We start from the raw sequence: 18789 nt of genomic DNA on the forward strand, positions 1-18789 counted from the left end.
AACCTGTAGCGCCGGCCGAAATCAGGCGGCGCGCTGGCCACCGGATGGACGACGCCCGCCGCCACCGTTGCGGTTGCCACCCGGCGCACCGCCCGGACCACGACCGCCGGCACCGGAACGCGAGGCTCCGTGATTCTGGCTGCCGGACCGCTGGCCACCCTGCTGGCCGCCACGACCGCGGCCGCCGGCACCCAGGACCGGGGGCTTCATGGTCGAGCTGGATGCCATCTCGGAATGGAACGGATGATCCATGAACACCGGCAACGGCATGCCGATCTCGCGCTCGATGTCGCGCAACCAGGCGCGCTGCTCGGCATCGCACAGCGACACCGCCCAACCCTCGCGACCGGCACGGCCGGTGCGGCCGATGCGATGAACGTAGCTTTCCGGAACGTTCGGCAGATCGTAGTTGAAGACGTGGCTGATCTCGTCGACATCGATGCCGCGTGCCGCGATATCGGTCGCGACCAGCACCTTGACGGCGCCGGAGCGGAACCCGGCCATGGCGCGCTCGCGAGCGCCCTGGCTCTTGTTGCCGTGGATCGCCTCGGCGGCGATGCCTTCCTTGCACAGGAACTCGGCGACCTTGTTGGCTTCGTGCTTCATAAGGGTGAACACGATGGCGCGCACGACTTTCGGCGACTGCACCAGCATCAGCACGGCCTGCTTCTTGTTGCTGTCGTCGACGAACATCACGGCCTGGCGGATACGCTCGACCGTGGTGGAGGGCGGCGTCACTTCGACGCGGGCCGGATCGCGCAGCAGGCCGCCGGCGAGTTCGGAGATGCTCTTCGGCATGGTGGCCGAGAACAGCAGCGTCTGGCGCTCCTTCGGGATCATCGAGACGACGCGGCGGATATCGCGCACGAAGCCCATGTCGAGCATGCGATCGGCCTCGTCGAGAACGAGAACCTCGACGTTAGACAGATCGATATGGCCCTGGCCGACCAGGTCGAGCAGGCGGCCGGGGGCTGCCACGAGCACGTCCACGCCGCGGCGCATCGCCTCGACCTGACGGCCCTGGCCGACACCGCCGAAGATCACCGCATGGCTGAGACGCATGTGACGGGCGTAGGTGACGAAGCTCTCGTCGATCTGGGCGGCGAGCTCACGGGTCGGTGCCAGCACGAGGACGCGCGGGCCTTTCGGGGTATGCGGGACCCGGTGCTGCGCCAGACGGTGCAGGATCGGCAATGCGAAGGCGGCGGTCTTGCCGGTGCCGGTCTGGGCCAGGCCGAGCAGGTCGCGGCCTTCGAGCAGAAAGGGGATGGCGCCCGACTGGATCGGGGTGGGCGTCTCGTAGCCTTCCTCGGTCAACGCACGAAGAAGAGGCTCGGACAGCTTGAGGTCTGCGAAAGTGGTCATGAGCAAATGGGCGCCTCCTGGCGCCGGATCCGGCCGCCGGCCTTGGCCGGTTCGGAAAAGATCGTTGATTTGAATGGAGGCCAAGTTAATGGACCGATGCGGCCACGAACCTTCAGGAGGATCGGACCGTGCCGGCTGTGTCGATCGATCGCAGCAATGGTTTTGGGTGAGGCGTCGCTCTTCCGGAAGTGACTGGCCCTCTGCGCCGGACCGCCCTTCTGTGGAAAAGAGGCGTCAGGCGCTGCGCAGGGCACCTCACGGGCTCCACATAGCGATCCATATCCTTAAGGACAAGGAAAAACGACGATGCCATGATCCCGCGGTCGATCCGGATTTGTAACGGACGACATCAGCAGCGGGACGACCAGGATGACCGACGAACTCGTTCTCTACACCAATCCGACCTCGCGGGGACGGATCGCGCGCTGGATGCTCGAAGAGATCGGACAGCCCTACCGGGCCGAAATCATCGACTATGGTCCGGGCACCAAGTCCCCGGAATTCCTGGCGATCAACCCGATGGGCAAGCTTCCGGTCCTGCGACACGGGGAGATCATCATCACCGAAGCGGCGGCGATCTGCGCCTATCTGGCCGATGCGTTTCCGGAGGCCGGCCTGGCCCCGCCTCCCCATGATCCGCGGCGCGGCGCGTATTATCGTTGGTTGTTCTTTGCGGCGGGCCCGGTGGAATCGGCCGTCACCAACAAGGCGCTCGGCGTGGCGGTGCCCGAGAACCGGCAGCGGATGGTCGGCTACGGCACCTTCGCCACGACGATGGACGTGCTGGAGCAGGCGATCTCAGCCGGCGACTACCTGGTCGGCGACCAGTTCACGGCGGCGGACGTCTATGTCGGCTCGCAGATCGGCTTCGGGCTGCAGTTCAATTCGATCGACCGACGACCGGCCTTCGAACGCTACTGGGCCAGGGTGAGCGACCGTGCGGCCCATCGTCGCGCCACCGGGATCGATGACGGGCTGATTGCCGCACGGCTGTAACGAGTTAGACAAAAATCCCGTCCCATCATAATGATGGGACGGGACCGTGCAGGCTCTTACTGGAAAGGATAGTAACGGAAGGAGAACATCACGATATTCTCGTCCGTGCTCGGATTGCCGCCGACGCCTTCGAAGATCGACCGCTTCGTATAGGAATACTGTACGCCGGTCTGCATGGTTCCGAAGTCGCCTTTCAGGAACTTCCACCAGGCGCCGGCGGTACCCTGGACAATGCCCTTGGTATTGGCCGTGCAGGTGCCGGCGCTCAACTCGGTATTGCACCCCGCATTCGAGTAGAGAGCATTACCGTAGCCGTAAGCCTTTCCGCCCGCATTGTACGACTCGCGGTGGGTGATCTGCTCGGTGCCGACATAGCCGTAGATGTCGATTTTCTTGGTCGCATGATAAACAAGGCCAGCCAGTGCCATGACTTCGGGCAGCGGCTTGGGCGAGCCGTCGCGGGCGATGGTGGCATCGTTGAGCTGAGATGCACCGTAGCGGCCGATGCCTTCACCGGCGAAGACGTTCGCCTGGAACTCGAGCTTCTTAGGAATCAGCGGCAGGATCATGCCGGCACCACCGCCGCCTGCCAGAACTGTCTTGCTGCTGCCACCGCCGAGTACGCTGACCCGATCATGCAGGAAGCGGGCGACGCCGAACAGTTCGTAGTGGCCCCAGCCCGGATCGGCGGTGAATTTTGCGATGACGTCAGGCGCGTATTCGGTCGAGTAGCTTGCGGTCGCGTTGAGCGTCGAGCCGTTACCGCCGAGACCCGGGTTGGTGGTGTTGATGGTCGCGCCGGCAATCGAGGTCGCAGCCTGAGTGTAGCTGCTTTCCGGGCTTTCGACTGCAAGACCGATATCGTACTTGTCGTGCTGGAAGCCCTTGACGACGCGCAGTCCGACGTTCCGGGTCCAGACGAAGCCTGGAACATACTGGGCATCGATGACCGCGGGGAGATCTTCGGTGCGCGGGTTCATGCCGGTCTTGGTCATCGTGGCCAAGCTCCAGGTCTGGCCGCCAAGGACGAAGAAGTCCTCGTCCTTGCGGGCATATTCGGCGTTCAACACACGCTCGCGCAACGTGTAGCTGTTGCTTTCGCCGGAGTTCGACGAGGTGCCGGAGCTGTTGAAGTCGGCTTCGTAATAAGCCGTGAGGGTCGTGTTGGAGTCCGGGTTACCCTCGGCGAGCAGCGAGATGCGGCTCTGCCTGGCGGACCCGCGGAACTCGCCCTGGTGATAGTTCGGGCTCTGCGGATACGGGATACCGGTGTTGAAGCTGGACGAGATGTCGGCTGCTTCGTTGCGGCTGCGATAAATGCCGGCTGCCTCGATGAACCCACCGAGCGTCACGCGGACACCGCCGAGTGCGAACTGGCCCTGCTTGAGCTTCGGGCCACTCGACACGTAGCTCGGATAACCGGCGACGTTCGGGTAGGGCGAGCCCGCATAGTTCGCGTAGCCGGGCGGTGCGGAAAGCGCGCTGGGCGGCAACGGACGACCGTTGGTGTCGTAACGGATCGGACCCATGCGCTCCTGCGCCTCGCGCGCCTGGCGGCTGGCGGTCGCCGCTTCGGAGCGGGCGGCCTTCACTTCCTGGCCGCGTTCGGTGAGGTCACGCTTCATGTGGTTCAGCTGACCTTCGAGCGCCCGGATCTGCTTCTCGATGGAGCTGATCTGGGTGGACGTCGTATCGGCCATTGCGGGAGCGATCGTGATGCTCGCGCTGCACAGAGCGGTGGCAGCCATCAGGCCGGCCTTTGGGAAGAAGCGTCTCGTCATCGGTTTCAAAGTTCCGTGCCCGACAGGACGTTCCCTGCCCTTCGGCTGCGGAACGAATACTCAAAAGCATCAATGCGGTGAGTGTCGGTTCGGCGAAGGTATGATGACCGTTTTGTGACCACGCGATTGTGATCTAGGCAGAGTTATCGATCATTTTGGCGTGGCACGTTTGACACGGTCTTGTTCCGCATCCCGTTCTACATCAGCGTTCGGGACGTGGCGCCGCCGGCAGCCACACGCTGAAGCGTGCGCCCTGGCCGGGTCTTCCCTCGATGGTCAGCCGTCCGCCATGCCGTCCGACGATGTGTTTGACGATGGCCAGCCCTAGACCGCTTCCCGACTTTGGCGGGCCGGCAGTCTCGACCCGATAGAATCGTTCGGTCAGTCGCGGCACGTGATGCGGCGCGATCCCCAGCCCGTCATCCTCGACCACCAGCACCACGCCGTTCGGCGAGGGGCCGTTCGAAGAGGGATCGAGGCCGACGCGCGCGGCATGCGCCGCCAGCATCACCTGCCCCTGACGCCCCGGGCGGCCTGCGTATTTAAGCGCATTGTCCAAAAGGTTCTGCAGCACCTGGGCGAGCTGGTCGGCATCCGCGACGAGCTGCGGCAGGTCGTCGTCGATCTCGATCGTGAGCACGACGCCGGCCGCCACCAATTGTGGCTCGTGTTCGTCGGCGATACGAAGCAGCAATTCACCCGGTGCGACACGACCGCTCGGTCGTTCGTGCTCGTGCATCTGGATGCGCGACAGGCTGAGCAGGTTGTCGATCAGCCTGCGCATGCGCGCCGCCTGCCCGGCCATGATGGCGAGGAAGCGTATTCGTGCCGGCGCATCGTCGGCCGCCGGACCCTGCAGGGTCTCGATGAAGCCGATCAGGCTCGCGAGCGGCGTGCGGAGTTCATGACTGGCGTTGACGATGAAGTCGGACCGCATCCGGTCGAGCGCGACCTGTTCCGTCCGGTCGCTGAGCGCCACAAGGATCAGCTGGATCCCCGATTGCGGCCGATCTGCCTGCAATGTCGCGCGCAGGACGCGTCGTACCGGAACATCGATGGCCATCTCGACCTCGACGGTGGTTTCGTAGGCGAGGCGCCGGATCGCGTCGCCGAGCATCTTGTGACGCAGCAGCGACGCCAGCGTATCCCCGAACTGCGCATGCGCGGAGCGGTTCGCGTGCAGGAGTTCGCCGTCGGGTCCGAGTGCCACGACCGAATGCGGCAGCAGGTCGAGCAGCTCGGCCAGCGACCTGCGCTGTTCCAAACCCGAACTGCGCTGCGGCAGGTCGGGCTCGTCCATGCCGGGCAAGGCGGCGCGATCCCCCGGACCGGAGCGTTCGCGGACGACAGACCTATGCTGTCTCCACGCCGCCAGGCCGGTTCCGGCGACCAGGACCGCGGAGCCGCAGGCCGGCAAGACGAACGACAGCATGGATGTCCCCCGATCGGGCTGCGAGACAGGGATCCCGAGATCCCCGTCCTGGTGTTTCGGCGAGCAGCTTCATCCGGTCGGGCAGCAGGACGATCGGACGATGCTCTAGACGGTCTCGAGGTCCAGTGCGTAGCCGGCGGTGCGGACGGTGCGAACGACGTCGATCTCGTCCGGCCCGTTCAGTGCCTTGCGCAGACGGCGGATATGTACGTCGACAGTCCGCGCCTCGACATGGATATCGGCACCCCACACCGCATTCAGCAGGTCCTCGCGCGAAAATACCCGGCGCGGATGCTGCATCAGGAATTCCAGCAGCCGGTATTCGGTCGGGCCGAGATGGACCGCGCGGTTGTTGCGCTGCACGCGATGTTCGCCGCCATCGAGCACGATGTCATGGAAGCGCAGCGTGCGGCCGGCCACCTGCGGCTGGGCCCGGCGCAGCAACGCGCGCACCCGGGCCGCGAGCGCTTCCATGCTGAAGGGCTTGGTAATGTAGTCGTCGGCGCCGATGTTGAGGCCGCGGATCGAATCCTGCTCCTCGACGCGCGCGGTCAGCATGATGATCGGCAGGTCGCGGGTCTGTGGCCGCCGGCGGATCTGGCGGCATACCTCGATCCCGGACAGGCTCGGCAGCATCCAGTCGAGCAGGACGATATCGGGCGCGGTCTCGGCCACGCGCAGCAGCGCCTCCTGCCCGTCGGCTGCTTCGTCGACCTGGTAGCCCAGCTTTTCCAGGTTGTAGCGCAGCATCACCGCCAGGGACGGATCGTCCTCGACCACCAGCACGCGCTGGCGGACCTCCTCGCGTGCCGACGACGAGCGCGACGCCGAGGCCCGCGGACTCGCCGACTGCGCCCGGGTCTGCATCGCCCCGTCTAGATTCATGACCTGGCTCATGATGCTGCTCCTTCCGGCGTGGTGCTGCTGCCGCCACGCGGACGGCCGAACGGCAGCATTTCGCCGGTCACGGCGTAGTGCACCCGCTCGGCGATATTGGTGGCATGATCGCCGATCCGCTCGAGGTTCTTGGCGATGAACAACAGATGGGTGCAGGCACCGATATTGCGCGGGTCTTCCATCATGTAGGTCACCAGCTCGCGGAACATGGCTGTGTACATTTCGTCGACCGCCTTGTCGGACCGCCAGACGTCGATCGCCTTGTCCTTGTCGTTCTGGCCGAGCGCGTCGATCGCCAGCCGCAGGCTTTCCTGCACCAGCCGGCTCATGTTGCGCAGTCCGCCGAGCGAGATATCGAGGCTGGCCGGCCCGAGCCGCAGCGAACGCTTGGCGACATTGGCCGCATAGTCGCCGATCCGCTCGAGATCGCTGGTGACCTTCAGCGCCGAAACGATCTCGCGCAGGTCCTGCGCCATCGGCGCGCGCAGGGCGAGCAGCTTGATCGCGCGCGCCTCGACCTCGCGCTCCAGCGCATCGACTTCCGGATCCTGCTCCATCGCCATCTGCGCGCTCTCGGCATTATGGTCGAGGATCGCCGCGATCGCATGCGCCGTCTGGTTCTCGACCAGCCCGCCCATGCGCGCCATCAGCGTCCGAAGCTGATTAAGCTCCTGCTCATAACTCTTGACGATGTGGCCAGGCTCACTGGGTGCCATGATCTATCCTCGAAACCGAAAGGCAGTCTTCTTGCTGCGTGCCGAACGAAGGGTCGTTTGCAAATGCGCTGTGCCGAGCGAGAGCTCTCCTTTTTGGGGAGCGCCCGTCGCGTCGGATCGCCGGCACAGTAGCATTTCCAAACGACCCTATCCGAAGCGGCCGGTGATGTAGTCTTGCGTCCGCTTCTGCTTCGGCGCGGTGAACAGCCGGTCGGCACTGTCCACCTCAATCAGCTCGCCCATGTAGAAGAACGCGACGCGATCGGCGCAACGGGCGGCCTGTTGCAGATTATGGGTGACGATGACGATCGTGAAGTCCTGCTTCAACTCGTCGAGCAGTTCCTCGATGCGCGCGGTGCTGATCGGATCGAGCGCACTGGTCGGTTCGTCCAGCAGGATGACCTCGGGCCGGGTGGCAATGGTGCGCGCGATGCACAGCCGCTGCTGCTGACCACCCGAGAGCGATCCGGCGTTGCTGCGCAGGCGATCCTTCACCTCGTTCCAGAGCGCCACCCGCTTGAGGGCATCCTCGATACGGGCATCCATGTCCGACTTCGACAGCCGCTCGTGCAGCTTGACCCCGAAGGCGACATTGTCGGCGATCGACATCGGGAACGGCGTCGGCTTCTGGAACACCATGCCGATGCGCGAGCGCAACTGGTTGGCGTCGACGCTCGGACCGATGATGTTCTCGCCGTCGAGCAGCACTTCGCCGGTGGCGCGCTGGCCCGGATAAAGATCATACATCCGGTTCAGCACACGGAGCAGCGTGGACTTGCCGCAACCGGACGGGCCGATCATTCCGGTCACCTGGCGCTGCGGAAAATCGATGGTGATCGACTTCAGGGCATGCGTCGCGCCGTAATGAAAATCGAGGTTGCGGATCGAGATCATCGCCGGGGTATCGGGAGTATTCGTGATCTGCCCGGCTTGCCCCGATACGAACGACGTCATTGCAGGTATCGGCACGATCCTGCGATTGGGCTCGTCCATCATCTATCCTCTCCGCGCAAGCCCACACGGGCGACGATATTGATCAGCAGGACGCCGGCGGTGATCAGCAGCGCCGACGTCCAGGCGAGCTGCACCCAGTCGTCGTAGGCCGATCCCGCATATTGGTAGATCGTCACGGGAAGGCTCGCCATCGGCTGGCCGAGCGATACCGACCAGTTGAGATTGCCGAGCGAGGTGAACAGCAGCGGCGCGGTCTCGCCGGCGATGCGCGCGATCGCCAGCAGCACGCCGGTCATCAGGCCGCGCTTGGCCGCCCGCACCGACACCAGCATGATGACTTTCCAGCGCGGCGCGCCGAGTGCCGCCGCGGCCTCGCGCATCGAGAGCGGCACCAGCCTGAGCATGTCCTCGGTGGTGCGGACCACGATCGGGATCACCAGGATCGCCAGTGCGGCGACCCCGGCGATACCGGAGAAATGCCCGAACGGCGCCACCAGGATCAGGTAGACGAACAACCCGACCAGGATCGAGGGAGCCGAGAGCAACATGTCGGAGACGAACCGGACCGCATTGGCGATCTGCGATCCGGCGCCGTATTCGGCCAGGTAGATGCCGGCCAGCAGGCCGACCGGGGTTCCGATCAGGGTGGCCATCGCGGTCTGGATGATGCTGCCGATGATCGGGTTGAGCAGGCCGCCGCCATTGCCCGGCGGCGTCGTCACGCGGGTGAGCGTCGAGAAGGTCAGGCCGCGTATGCCGTTGCTCACCAGGGTGAACAGGATCGAGACCAGGGCTGCCAGGACGATGAAGGTGGCGACGGCACACAGCGCGGTCACCACATGGTCGATGTTGCGGCGACGGCGCAGCAGGCCGGAGTGGCGGCGATGGGCGGCCGAGGCAAGGTCGGGCATCGTTGTGGACATGATCGCCTACCGGACCAGCCGGCCGCGTCGCAGCAGGGCGCGCGAGCAGGCCAGGGTGATGAACGAGATCACCATCAGCACGAAGCCAAGTGCCAGCAGCGAGGAGAGCTTGAGGCTGCCGGCCTCGCTCTCCGGAAATTCGAGCGCGATCAGCGAGGCGATGGTGTTGCCGGGCGAGAACAGGCTGGCGCTGATCCGGTTGGTGTTGCCGATGACGAAGGTGATCGCCATGGTTTCGCCGAGTGCCCGGCCGAGGCCGAGCATGATCCCGCCGATCACCGCGGTGCGCGACCACGGCAGCACCACCCGGCGCATCACGTCCCAGCGGGTCGAGCCGAGGCCGTAGGCGCTTTCCTTGAGCACCGGCGGCATCGAGTTGAACACGTCGCGCATCACGGCGGCGATGAACGGGGTGACCATCACCGCCAGGATCAGCCCGCCGGTCAGCAGGCCGGTGCCGAACGGGGCGCCGGAAAAGAACGGATGCAGGAACGGCACCCGGCCGAGGCTGTGGATCAGCGCCGGCTGGATGTGCTGCGCCATGATCGGCACGATCACGAAGAAGCCCCACATGCCGAAGATGATCGACGGCACCGCCGCCAGCAGTTCGACTGCAGTACCGAGCGGGCCGGAGAGCCAGCCCGGTGCCATCTCGGTCAGGCAGAACGCCACGCCGAATGCCAGTGGAACTGCGATCACCAGCCCGATGAACGAGGTGACGATGGTCCCGAACATCGGCGCCAGCGCACCGTAATGGTGCAGAACCGGGTTCCAGACCGAACTGGTCAGGAAGCCCAGTCCGAACGTCGAGAAGGCTTGGCGGCCGCCGAACAGCATCACCGCGATGATCCCGGAAATCAGGATCAGCACGGCGATGCCGCAGGCACGTGCCAGGCCGGCGAAGGCCGGATCCGCCCAGGAACGACGCACCGGAGCATGATGCTCCGGCCCTCCGGTCGTTCTGAGGCTCACCTCTGCACCCATGGGGTCAGTCTCCGCCGGTTTTGTTCAAGGCTCGCTTATCGGCTCATGTCGGGAGCGCCGGCAACGTTGGTCCAGGCATGCCGGACGTTGGTCTGCACTTCGGCCGGCAGCGGCACGTACTGGAGCTTGCGCGCAGTGGCGGCGCCGTTGGTGAACGCCCAGTCGAAGAACTTGATCACTTCGGCGCTGCGTGCCGGATCCTTCGGGTTGGTCGGGAGCAGCACGAAGGTGGCCGACACGATCGGCCAGGCGCCCTCGCCCGGGGTGTCGAGAAGGTCGACCGCGAAGTTCTGCGCACTGGCCCAGTCGGCGGCGGCAGCGGCCTTGGTGAAGCTGTCGAGGTTCGGGGCCACGAACGCACCGGCCTTGTCCTTGAGCTCGACGGTGGTCAGGTGGTTCTTGTCGGCATAGGCATATTCGACGTAGCCCAGGCCGCCTTCGGTGTTGCGCACGGTGGCAGCGACACCGTCATTGCCCTTGGCGCCGGCGCCGGACGGCCATGCGATCGAGCTTGCGGCACCGATCTTGGACTTCCAGTCCGGGCTGACCTTGGCGAGGTAGGAGGTGAACACGAAGGTCGTACCCGAGCCATCGGCGCGATGCACCGGAGCGACCGCCGTATCGGGCAGCTTCACGCCCGGATTGAGGGCGGCGATCTTGGGGTCGTTCCAGGTCGAGATGGCGCCGGAAAACAGCTCGGCGACCACTTCGCCGGTGAGGTGCAGCTGGTTCGGCGCGATCCCAGGCAGGTTCACGATCGGCACGACGCCGCCCATGACGGTCGGGAACTGGATCAGCAGGTTGGTCTGCAGCTTTGCGGCGGTCAGCGGCGCATCGGACGCGCCGAAATCGACGGTGCGCGCGATCACCTGGTTCTGGCCGGCTCCGGAACCCAGCGCCTGGTAGTTCAGCGCGACGCCGATCGAGGACTTCGCAACGGCGCCCCAGGCGCCGTAGATCGGAGCGGCGAAGGTCGAGCCGGCCCCGGTGATATCGACAGCCTGTGCGGCAGTAGCGGTGAAGGCGAGCCCGATCATCACTGTGGCGGCACAGCCGGACAGGGCAAGCCTGAATGAGGGAGCCTGCTTGGTATGGGCCGGCGTCGACGTGGAGCGCATCGATCGATTTCCTTCGGGATGAGGCCGCATTACAATAGCCTGCGGACGCGGCGGCTTTTATCTCTCAGCCATGGCGTCTCTGTTGCAGTAACATGACCGTTGCATGACAACGCTCGCCAGGCGGAATGATTTGGCGGACGGCATGGACTCTGCGCGGTGCCGGCCGCGCCCGCACTCGGCTCTTTTCACTGTAACAATCGGCGAGTCTCTGCGCAGACAGCGTATCTGGTCCGGCCCTCGATTTCGAAGAGATGTCGCCTTGCGTGGATTCACCAGGGCGCCCGACCGGACGCCTAAGGGCTCGACTGCCGCTGCTGCCCGTCACGAAGTGACGGCGGACCGGGGCGGCAGACGTTGCTTTTGGCCGGGATCAGCCTGGACCGATGCATCCGGGATGCCAACGTCCATATTATGATAGCGACTTGACGGGACCGGATGGGCGACCACATCGCCCGGGATCAGGGCTGCGGCATTCTCAGAGATCGTTTGCCGCTAGTTCGACCGCTCGATGCGAGGCGGCGTCCGGATCCGACCCGGCCGCCACCTCGCCGCCGAGGCGAAGCTCAGGACGCGCCGGGCTTGCGACTCTTGGTCACCTGGTCCGACCGCTGCTGCCAGAACGCCATGTCGGCCGCCTTGCTGAACATGACGCGGGCACCCTTGCCACCCTGGCTGACGCGGATCTTGCCGCCATTGCGAGCGCGATGATCGGCCAGCCACTCCAGCAGGATCGGGTCCTCGCTGGTGCGACCCTCGAACTCGAGGATGCCGGCGATTTCTTCCTCTTTGTGACGTCTAACCATGATCTGTCTCTCCTGGGCGCACCGCCCGGTATGGCCACATCGGCGCTATCGCGACCCGTCGCCCGGCATTACGAACTATGAATGTGACATGGTCGCTGAGGCTTTCGTCTGCATCCCGGCGATGTCGCCTGTTTGCAATGCAAGGCACATCAGCCCCGTATCCTGGATCCCCGGACGTTTGACGGATCGATCAGGCGTCCTGATCGCTGGACGCGGCTCGTCAGCGGCTTATGGCGGCATTCCACCGTAAATGTCATCCCGGCCAGCCGGATTATCTCAATCCAAGTCGCCTGATTCTGAGGGCCGGCGGCGGGACGGCCGGGTTCAGGGGGTCAGCGCAGTCCCGCCTCGGCCAGGAATCCGGTCAGGTTGCGGTAGCCGAGCCTGGCATAGGTGAGCGGATCGGCCTTGGCCGGGTCCTGCTCGGCCTCGACCACCACCCAGCCCGAGTAACCCCGCAACGCGCGGAACATGGCAACGAAGTCGATGCAGCCGTCACCCGGCACGGTATAGACGCCGGCCAGCACGCTATCGAGGAAGCTCCAGTCGTTCGCCTCGGCCTCGCGACGCACGTCCGGCCGGATGTCCTTGGTGTGCACATGGCTGATCCGGTCGCGGTAGCGCGCGGCGAGCACGGCCGGATCGGCCCCGCCCCAGGTCGCGTGCCCGGTATCTAGCAGCAGATGCACCGCCTCGCCGGTACGGGACATCAGCGCGTCGATATCGGCCTCGGATTCCACCACCGTGCCCATGTGGTGGTGATACACCAGTCGGACGCCCTCGCTCAGCAGCGCCTCGGCGAACTCTGTCAGCCTGGCACCGAATCGTATCCACTCCTCGGACCGAAGCGTCGGCCGGCGCGAAACCGGGATCGCGCGATCGGAATGGATGGCGTTCGAGGTCTCGGCGACGATCATCACCGGCGACCCCATCGCCTTCAGCAGGTCGAGATGCGGCCGTGCATGGCGCAGCTCGGTCGCGGCATCGCGCAGCAGAAGTTCCGACGAATACCAGCCGGACACACAGGCCAGTCTGAACGGCGCCAGTTCCGCCGTCAGCGCACCTGCGTCGCGCGGGAACTTGTGACCCAGCTCGATCCCCTCGTATCCCGCCTCGCGCGCCTCGGCGAGGCAGGTCCGCAGCGGCGTCCGGCCGCCCAGATCCTGCATGTCGTCGTTAGACCAGGCGATCGGATTGGTGCCGATACGGATCGTCATATGTGTCGTCCTCGCTGCTGGCGCAGGATTATGGAGAAGGAAGCAAGGTCATGTGGGATTTTCTGGTCCCACACAACCGTTCCAATATAACGTCCCTGTAGAAACATCATTCTATAGGTTTTTTGTGCGTTGCAAAACATGCAGAGTAATCGGCGAAGTGGCGCACCTGTAATTGACAATGTTATCCAAATACGGAAAATTCTTTCTAAATTCAGCCAGCACTTGTCGTGCGGCGTCCTCGCGAACAGGAAGACCCATGATCAGTCGTGGAGCACGTCGCAACCGGACACCACGGTGCAGAGATATCCGCGCATGAACACCGTCCAGATCACGCCTGAAGCCTCGACCGCCGCTCCGCCCAACGCGCCGGCGCCGACCAGCAAGGACGAGCGGCTTCGCCAGACCTCGTTCACGGTCAAGCTGATGCGCCGGCCGGAACTCGGCGCGATCGGCGGGCTGATCCTGGTCGTCGCGTTCTTTGCGGTGACGGCCAGCGGCTCGATGTTCACCCTCAACGGGCTGATGACGATCCTCAACCCGTCCGCCCAGCTCGGCATCATCGCGGTCACCGCGGCGCTGCTGATGATCGGCGGAGAGTTCGACCTGTCGATCGGCTCGATGATCGCCTTCGCCGGACTGATATTCGGTATTGCCCTGATCCAGTTTCACCTGCCGCTCGGGCTGGCGATCCTGGCGACGCTGGTGGTGGCGGGCCTGGTCGGGGCACTGAACGGGCAGATCGTGATCCGGACCCGGCTGCCCTCCTTCATCGTCACCCTTGCCTTCCTGTTCATCCTGCGCGGCCTGTCGCTGGTCGGGCTCAAGCTTGCCACCGGCGGCAGCACGCAGATGCGCGGCTTCCGCGCCGCCAGCGAGAACAGCGTGCTGACGCCGCTGTTTTCCGGCAACGCGTTCGGCGGCTTGTTCAGGTGGATGGCCGCGCACCACATCATCGAGCAGTTGCCGGACGGTTCGCCGGCGGCACCCGGCGTGCCGATCGCGGTGGTTTGGTTCGTGATCATCACCGCCGCCATCACCTGGTGCCTGCTGCGCACCAAGTTCGGCAACTGGATCTTCGCCAGCGGCGGCGATGCGAACGCCGCACGCAATTCCGGCGTGCCGGTGGATGGGGTGAAGACCATCCTGTTCGTGCTGACCGCCTGCTCGGCCGCCCTGGTGGCGGTGCTGACGGTGATGGATGCCGGCTCCACCGACGCGATGCGAGGCACCCAGAAGGAGTTCCAGGCGGTGATCGCCGCGGTCATCGGCGGCTGCCTGCTGACCGGCGGCTACGGGTCGGCGATCGGCGCCTTCTTCGGCTCGATCATTTTCGGGATCGTATCGATCGGCCTCAGCTACACCAACTTCGACAGCGACTGGTTCCAGGTGTTCCTGGGCGCGATGCTGCTGATCGCCGTGATCTTCAACAACGGCCTGCGCCGCAGAATTACCGGGGAGCGCTGAGCATGGACCAGGCTCACGTGCCGGGCACGCCCCCGGACAACGCCGATACGCCGCTCATCGAGATCCGTGACATACGCAAGGATTTCGGCCACGTCATCGCACTGGCCGGCGTATCGCTGGTCGTGCGGGCCGGTGAGGTGCTTTGCCTCCTGGGCGATAACGGTGCCGGTAAGTCGACCCTGATCAAGACCCTGTCCGGCGTACACCAGCCAAGCTCCGGGCATTTTTTGGTCGATGGAAAGGCCAGGCATTTCGCGGGGCCTCGCGACGCACTCAATGCCGGCATCGCCACGGTGTTCCAGGATCTCGCAATGATCCCGCTGATGTCGGTGACCCGCAATTTCTTCATGGGCCGCGAGCCGACAAAGGGCATGTTCCCGTTCCGCCGGGTCGATTTCGAGCAGTGCCGGCATGTCACGCATGACGAGATGCGCCGCATCGGCATCGACGTGCGCGATCCCGACCAGGCGGTCGGCACCTTGTCCGGTGGCGAGCGGCAGTGCGTCGCCATCGCTCGCGCGGTGTATTTCGGCGCCAAGGTGCTGATCCTGGACGAGCCGACATCGGCGCTCGGCGTGGCACAGACATCGATGGTGCTGCGCTACATCAACCTGGTGAAGGCAAAAGGCCTTGGCGTGATCTTCATCACCCACAACGTACGACATGCCTATGCGGTCGGTGACAGCTTCACGGTCCTCAAGCGTGGCCGCACGCTGGGCACGTTCGCCAAGAACGAGATCCAGATGGACGCCCTGCAGACCCTGATGGCCGGCGGCAAGGAGCTGCAGGAACTCTCCACCGACCTGAACGGCACCGTCTGAACAATCAGCCGGTTCGACAATCAACAAGGAATACCGGGATGAAACGCTTCCATACGGCCGCCCTGATCGCGCCGGCACTTGCTCTGACGGTAGCGGCGGCGTTGCCCATCGCAGCGGCGCGCGCGGCAGATAAAGAAATCACCATCATCCTGGTCGATCACGGCCAGGCCGCAGACCCGTTCCACAACGTCATCAAGCGCGGTGCCCAGGATGCGGCCAAGCAGATGGGCATCCACCTCGAGGTCCGGCAGCCGCAGAACTTCGACATGACGCAGATGGCGAACCTGCTCACCGCCGCCACCAACCAGCATCCGGACGGCATCATCACGACGATCCCGGACGCCGATGCGTTGTCAGGGCCGATCCATGCGGCGCTGGCGCAGGGGATCCCGATGATCGCCACCAACGGAGCGCCATCGACGGCGCACAAGGTCGGGATCACCATCAATGTCGGGCAGGACGAGCGAAGCGCCGGTATCGCAGCGGGCAAGGCGATGGAAGCGGCCGGCGGCAAGAAGGCGATCTGCGTGAACCATGAGGTCGGCAACTCAGCGCTCGACGATCGATGCGCGGGCTTCGCCGAGGGTTTCGGCGGATCGACCAAGGTGCTGCCGACCGAACTCGATCCAGCGACCGCCAAGTCGAAGATCGAGGCGACACTACGCTCCGATCCGTCGATCGACACGGTGATCGGGTTGAACGCGACAGTCGTCGGCGAGACCGCAGTCGAAGCGGTGCACGACCTCGGCCGGACCGGCAAGGTCAATGTCGCGTCGTTCGACCTGTCGCCGGGCATGCTCAAGGATGTCGAGGACGGAACGGCCTTGTTCGTCGTTGATCAGCAACCGTATCTGCAGGGCTACCTGCCGGTACTGTTCCTAGCGCAGAAGGCTAAATACGGCCTGCTGCCGGCGGGCGATATCGCGACCGGCCCGAGCCTGATCCGCAAGGACCAGGCCGGAAAGGTCATTGCGCTGTCGAGCCAGTCGATCCGCTAGCGAACCTCGACTGAAGTCACGAACCGGCTCGGCGGACTATGCCGGGCCGAAGCGTCTGGAAGGTCAGCGGCGAAGGCGACCGGCAGCGACATCGGCGATGTCGCCACGGCTGAAGCCGAGGTCGCCCAGCTCGCGATCGGAGTAGGCGTGAAGCTCCCGGCGGATCCGACGCTGCTCGCGGCGCTGCATCAGGAAGGCGCTCACATCCTGACCCATGCCGCGGACGAGCAACGAGAGGTCGATGGTGGAGCGGGGAGCGAAGGAAGTGACGTGAGCCATGGGGGTAAGCTCCAAAGGTATTGTGCACTGCAATATATCCCCTTCGCGGACGAACTCAAGCGTTTTGTGCACCGCACCATAAGTTGTCACAAAGCTGTAGCGTCCTGTCATGGCGGGCACATGATCGGTGGCGAGCCGAGATGATCGCGTCGCCGGGACCAGGGACCATCCGTCGCTAGGCGACGATGTAGGCCGCCAATTCGTCGGGAGACCCGGTTGGGAACGCCGCCTTGAGGTGGTCGAGGAACGCGGATACCCGGGCGCTGAGCAGCCGACGGGAGGGATAGAGCGCCCACACGGTAATGTTCGATTCTTCGATATCCCCCCAATGCACCAGGGTGCCGGCACTCAGGTCGTGGCCGACGAGCGACACGGGCAACCGCCCCGCACCGACGCCCGCCCGCACCGCGTCACGCACCATGACCAGGGAGGACAGGCAGAGGACCGGATCGATCGGGATGCTGGCCGGTCCCATGCGCGTGGTCACGGTCCAGGCCGTGGTGCGGTCGGCTGCGCCCCGTATCACCGCGGGTACGGCGACGTCGCCCGCAGGCCGGGCTAGAAGCGGGCTGGCCGCGACCACGAGGCGGTCGTGCAGGAAAATACGGCCGACCAGGGCCTCATCCGGATCCGGGTTGACGCGGATCGCGAGATCGCAGCCCTCCTCGATCATGTCGACGGCGCGATCCTCCGTCGTCACCTCGAGTCTGATCTCCGGGTATTTCAGTGCGAAAGCAGCGGCCAGCCGGCCCATCGCCATCTGCGAGAACAGCAGCGGCGCGCTGATCCGCAGCCTCCCTCGCGGCCTTCCACCACCCGACGCGATCGCCGCCGCCGTCTCGTCGATCTCGGTCAGCAACACTGTTGTCCGCCCCGACAGCGCGCGTCCTTCCTCGGTGAGCTTCAGGTCCCGCGCGCCGCGTTCGAACAGGCGCAGGCCGAGGCTGGCCTCCAGTTCGGCAACCCGCCGGGACAGCGTTGCCTTCGGACGCCCGGCCGCACGGGCCGCTTTCCCGAACCCGCCATGACGGGCCACCAGGTTGAAGTCGGCGAGCGCAAGCAGGTCCATGTGTTCCACCCATGAGACGATGGGTCTCGATATAGCGTCTATTGGCTTCGCCGTGGATCGCTAAATTGAGGTTCTGCCATCCAGGCAAGCCTCAGGAGTTTCCAAATGACCATCCTCGTCACCGGCGCCACCGGCAACATCGGCCGCAACGTGGTCGAACAGCTCGTCAACCGCGGCGCCGACGTCCGTGCCCTCGTGCGAAACCCAGCGAAGGCCGCTTTCCCCGCCGGCGTCACGGTCGTCCAGGGCGACCTGCTCGACGTCGATGCGCTCCGCAGCGCTTTCTCGGGCGTGTCCACCTTGTTCCTGCTCAATGCGGTAGTGCCCGACGAATATACCCAGGCCCTGGTCGCGCTTGCCCTGGCCCGCGAGGCGGGGATCGAGCGGATCGTCTACCTCTCGGTCATCCACAGCGAGGTGTACGTGAACGTGCCGCACTTCGCAGGCAAGTTCGGCGTCGAGCGGATGATCGAGCAGATGGGGATGAACGCCACCATCCTGCGCCCGGCCTACTTCATGAACAACGACATCACGATCAAGGACGTGGTGACGGGCCACGGCATCTACCCGATGCCGATCGGCAGCAAAGGCCTGGCCATGGTCGACGTTCGCGACGTCGGCGAAATTGCCGCCCTCGAGTTGATCCGCCGCGAACAGTCTGCCACGCCGCTTCCGCTCAGCCGCTTCAACGTGGTCGGTCCGGATACGCTGACGGGCACCGGCGTCGCCGCAATCTGGACGGAAGTCCTCGGCCGCCAGATCACCTACCACGGCGAAGACACAGCTGCATTCGAGCAGAACCTGCGACAGTTCATGCCGAGCTGGATGGCACTCGACATGCGGCTGATGGCGGAGCGCTTCATCACGGACGGCATGGTTCCCGATGCCGGCGACGTCGATCGCCTGACCACTCTGCTGGGCCGGAAGCTGCGCTCCTACCGCGATTTCGTCGCTCAGATCGCCGCCTGAGCC

The 18789-nt window shown here is 65.0% G+C and carries 18 protein-coding genes; 5 read left to right on the forward strand and 13 right to left on the reverse strand.

Annotated features, from left to right (window positions below):
• Positions 1-21 precede the first annotated feature (21 nt).
• On the reverse strand, positions 22-1365 hold the full coding sequence (locus HN018_RS19895) for a DEAD/DEAH box helicase (protein ID WP_171833678.1): 1344 nt from the start codon (positions 1363-1365) through the stop codon (positions 22-24).
• 369 nt (positions 1366-1734) lie between these two features.
• On the opposite strand from HN018_RS19895, the gene HN018_RS19900 reads away from it, so the two are divergent.
• Positions 1735-2361: a glutathione S-transferase family protein gene (locus tag HN018_RS19900; RefSeq protein ID WP_171833679.1), complete on the forward strand. Its 627-nt coding sequence runs from the start codon at positions 1735-1737 to the stop codon at positions 2359-2361.
• A gap of 56 nt (positions 2362-2417) precedes the next feature.
• Here HN018_RS19900 and HN018_RS19905 read toward each other — a convergent pair whose 3' ends face one another.
• The 10 genes from HN018_RS19905 to iolE all read right to left on the reverse strand — a co-directional run bounded on the left by HN018_RS19905 (position 2418) and on the right by iolE (position 13186).
• Positions 2418-4142: a FlxA-like family protein gene (locus HN018_RS19905; RefSeq protein ID WP_171833680.1), complete on the reverse strand. Its 1725-nt coding sequence runs from the start codon at positions 4140-4142 to the stop codon at positions 2418-2420.
• Positions 4143-4344: 202 nt separating this feature from the next.
• The gene (locus HN018_RS19910) at positions 4345-5574 is read right to left on the reverse strand and encodes a sensor histidine kinase (RefSeq protein ID WP_171833681.1); all 1230 of its coding nucleotides are present in this window, start codon (positions 5572-5574) and stop codon (positions 4345-4347) included.
• Between the two features lie 105 nt (positions 5575-5679).
• Complete coding sequence (gene phoB / locus HN018_RS19915) at positions 5680-6471, reverse strand: phosphate regulon transcriptional regulator PhoB (RefSeq protein WP_275434160.1); 792 nt, start codon at positions 6469-6471, stop codon at positions 5680-5682.
• Positions 6468-7187 carry a phosphate signaling complex protein PhoU gene (gene phoU / locus HN018_RS19920; RefSeq protein WP_171833682.1) on the reverse strand — a complete coding sequence of 240 codons (720 nt, stop codon included), beginning with the start codon at positions 7185-7187 and terminating at the stop codon, positions 6468-6470. Before phoU ends, phoB begins: the two co-directional genes overlap by 4 nt.
• Positions 7188-7334: 147 nt before the next feature.
• Positions 7335-8081 carry a phosphate ABC transporter ATP-binding protein PstB gene (gene pstB, locus HN018_RS19925; protein ID WP_239479348.1) on the reverse strand — a complete coding sequence of 249 codons (747 nt, stop codon included), beginning with the start codon at positions 8079-8081 and terminating at the stop codon, positions 7335-7337.
• Between the two features lie 98 nt (positions 8082-8179).
• Positions 8180-9064, reverse strand: a complete 885-nt coding sequence (pstA, locus tag HN018_RS19930) for a phosphate ABC transporter permease PstA (RefSeq protein ID WP_171833683.1) — start codon at positions 9062-9064, stop codon at positions 8180-8182.
• A gap of 6 nt (positions 9065-9070) precedes the next feature.
• A complete protein-coding gene (gene pstC, locus HN018_RS19935; RefSeq protein WP_171833684.1) occupies positions 9071-10048 on the reverse strand; it encodes a phosphate ABC transporter permease subunit PstC in 978 nt (325 codons plus the stop codon).
• Positions 10049-10083: 35 nt separating this feature from the next.
• Positions 10084-11085: a phosphate ABC transporter substrate-binding protein PstS gene (pstS, locus tag HN018_RS19940; RefSeq protein ID WP_171833802.1), complete on the reverse strand. Its 1002-nt coding sequence runs from the start codon at positions 11083-11085 to the stop codon at positions 10084-10086.
• A 644-nt stretch (positions 11086-11729) separates the two neighbouring features.
• Positions 11730-11969 carry a hypothetical protein gene (locus HN018_RS19945; RefSeq protein WP_171833685.1) on the reverse strand — a complete coding sequence of 80 codons (240 nt, stop codon included), beginning with the start codon at positions 11967-11969 and terminating at the stop codon, positions 11730-11732.
• Between the two features lie 332 nt (positions 11970-12301).
• Entirely contained in the window at positions 12302-13186 is an 885-nt protein-coding gene (gene iolE / locus HN018_RS19950) for a myo-inosose-2 dehydratase (protein WP_171833686.1), read from the reverse strand.
• Between the two features lie 312 nt (positions 13187-13498).
• Between iolE and HN018_RS19955 the strand changes: the two genes are divergently transcribed.
• From HN018_RS19955 to HN018_RS19965, 3 genes are read left to right on the forward strand one after another with little or no spacing between them, the layout of a single operon-like run.
• On the forward strand, positions 13499-14650 hold the full coding sequence (locus HN018_RS19955; protein WP_171833687.1) for an ABC transporter permease: 1152 nt from the start codon (positions 13499-13501) through the stop codon (positions 14648-14650).
• 2 nt (positions 14651-14652) lie between these two features.
• Positions 14653-15471, forward strand: a complete 819-nt coding sequence (locus HN018_RS19960) for an ATP-binding cassette domain-containing protein (protein WP_171833688.1) — start codon at positions 14653-14655, stop codon at positions 15469-15471.
• A 38-nt stretch (positions 15472-15509) separates the two neighbouring features.
• Positions 15510-16469, forward strand: a complete 960-nt coding sequence (locus HN018_RS19965; protein ID WP_171833689.1) for a sugar ABC transporter substrate-binding protein — start codon at positions 15510-15512, stop codon at positions 16467-16469.
• Positions 16470-16532: 63 nt separating this feature from the next.
• Here the strand turns inward: HN018_RS19965 and HN018_RS19970 are convergent, their stop codons facing one another.
• Both HN018_RS19970 and HN018_RS19975 read right to left on the reverse strand, forming a co-directional pair.
• Positions 16533-16748, reverse strand: a complete 216-nt coding sequence (locus tag HN018_RS19970; RefSeq protein ID WP_171833690.1) for a DUF1127 domain-containing protein — start codon at positions 16746-16748, stop codon at positions 16533-16535.
• A gap of 175 nt (positions 16749-16923) precedes the next feature.
• Complete coding sequence (locus HN018_RS19975) at positions 16924-17817, reverse strand: LysR family transcriptional regulator (RefSeq protein WP_171833691.1); 894 nt, start codon at positions 17815-17817, stop codon at positions 16924-16926.
• A gap of 105 nt (positions 17818-17922) precedes the next feature.
• On the opposite strand from HN018_RS19975, the gene HN018_RS19980 reads away from it, so the two are divergent.
• Positions 17923-18786 carry an SDR family oxidoreductase gene (locus HN018_RS19980; protein ID WP_171833692.1) on the forward strand — a complete coding sequence of 288 codons (864 nt, stop codon included), beginning with the start codon at positions 17923-17925 and terminating at the stop codon, positions 18784-18786.
• Positions 18787-18789: the final 3 nt, after the last annotated feature.

It is taken from the genome of Lichenicola cladoniae (assembly GCF_013201075.1).
GTDB classification, from domain to species: domain Bacteria; phylum Pseudomonadota; class Alphaproteobacteria; order Acetobacterales; family Acetobacteraceae; genus Lichenicola; species Lichenicola cladoniae.

Bases quoted from the DNA above. Each gene is read 5' to 3' on its own strand.
- HN018_RS19945 (WP_171833685.1), bottom strand. From the start codon at position 11,969: ATGGTTAGACGTCACAAAGAGGAAGAAATCGCCGGCATCCTCGAGTTC.
- HN018_RS19960 (WP_171833688.1), top strand. From the start codon at position 14,653: ATGGACCAGGCTCACGTGCCGGGCACGCCCCCGGACAACGCCGATACG.
- pstB (WP_239479348.1), bottom strand. From the start codon at position 8,081: ATGATCTCGATCCGCAACCTCGATTTTCATTACGGCGCGACGCATGCC.
- HN018_RS19905 (WP_171833680.1), bottom strand. From the start codon at position 4,142: ATGACGAGACGCTTCTTCCCAAAGGCCGGCCTGATGGCTGCCACCGCT.
- pstA (WP_171833683.1), bottom strand. From the start codon at position 9,064: ATGTCCACAACGATGCCCGACCTTGCCTCGGCCGCCCATCGCCGCCAC.
- HN018_RS19895 (WP_171833678.1), bottom strand. From the start codon at position 1,365: ATGACCACTTTCGCAGACCTCAAGCTGTCCGAGCCTCTTCTTCGTGCG.
- pstS (WP_171833802.1), bottom strand. From the start codon at position 11,085: ATGATCGGGCTCGCCTTCACCGCTACTGCCGCACAGGCTGTCGATATC.
- iolE (WP_171833686.1), bottom strand. From the start codon at position 13,186: ATGACGATCCGTATCGGCACCAATCCGATCGCCTGGTCTAACGACGAC.
- HN018_RS19975 (WP_171833691.1), bottom strand. From the start codon at position 17,817: ATGGACCTGCTTGCGCTCGCCGACTTCAACCTGGTGGCCCGTCATGGC.
- HN018_RS19900 (WP_171833679.1), top strand. From the start codon at position 1,735: ATGACCGACGAACTCGTTCTCTACACCAATCCGACCTCGCGGGGACGG.
- HN018_RS19955 (WP_171833687.1), top strand. From the start codon at position 13,499: ATGAACACCGTCCAGATCACGCCTGAAGCCTCGACCGCCGCTCCGCCC.
- phoU (WP_171833682.1), bottom strand. From the start codon at position 7,187: ATGGCACCCAGTGAGCCTGGCCACATCGTCAAGAGTTATGAGCAGGAG.
- phoB (WP_275434160.1), bottom strand. From the start codon at position 6,471: ATGAGCCAGGTCATGAATCTAGACGGGGCGATGCAGACCCGGGCGCAG.
- HN018_RS19980 (WP_171833692.1), top strand. From the start codon at position 17,923: ATGACCATCCTCGTCACCGGCGCCACCGGCAACATCGGCCGCAACGTG.
- HN018_RS19910 (WP_171833681.1), bottom strand. From the start codon at position 5,574: ATGCTGTCGTTCGTCTTGCCGGCCTGCGGCTCCGCGGTCCTGGTCGCC.
- pstC (WP_171833684.1), bottom strand. From the start codon at position 10,048: ATGGGTGCAGAGGTGAGCCTCAGAACGACCGGAGGGCCGGAGCATCAT.
- HN018_RS19970 (WP_171833690.1), bottom strand. From the start codon at position 16,748: ATGGCTCACGTCACTTCCTTCGCTCCCCGCTCCACCATCGACCTCTCG.
- HN018_RS19965 (WP_171833689.1), top strand. From the start codon at position 15,510: ATGAAACGCTTCCATACGGCCGCCCTGATCGCGCCGGCACTTGCTCTG.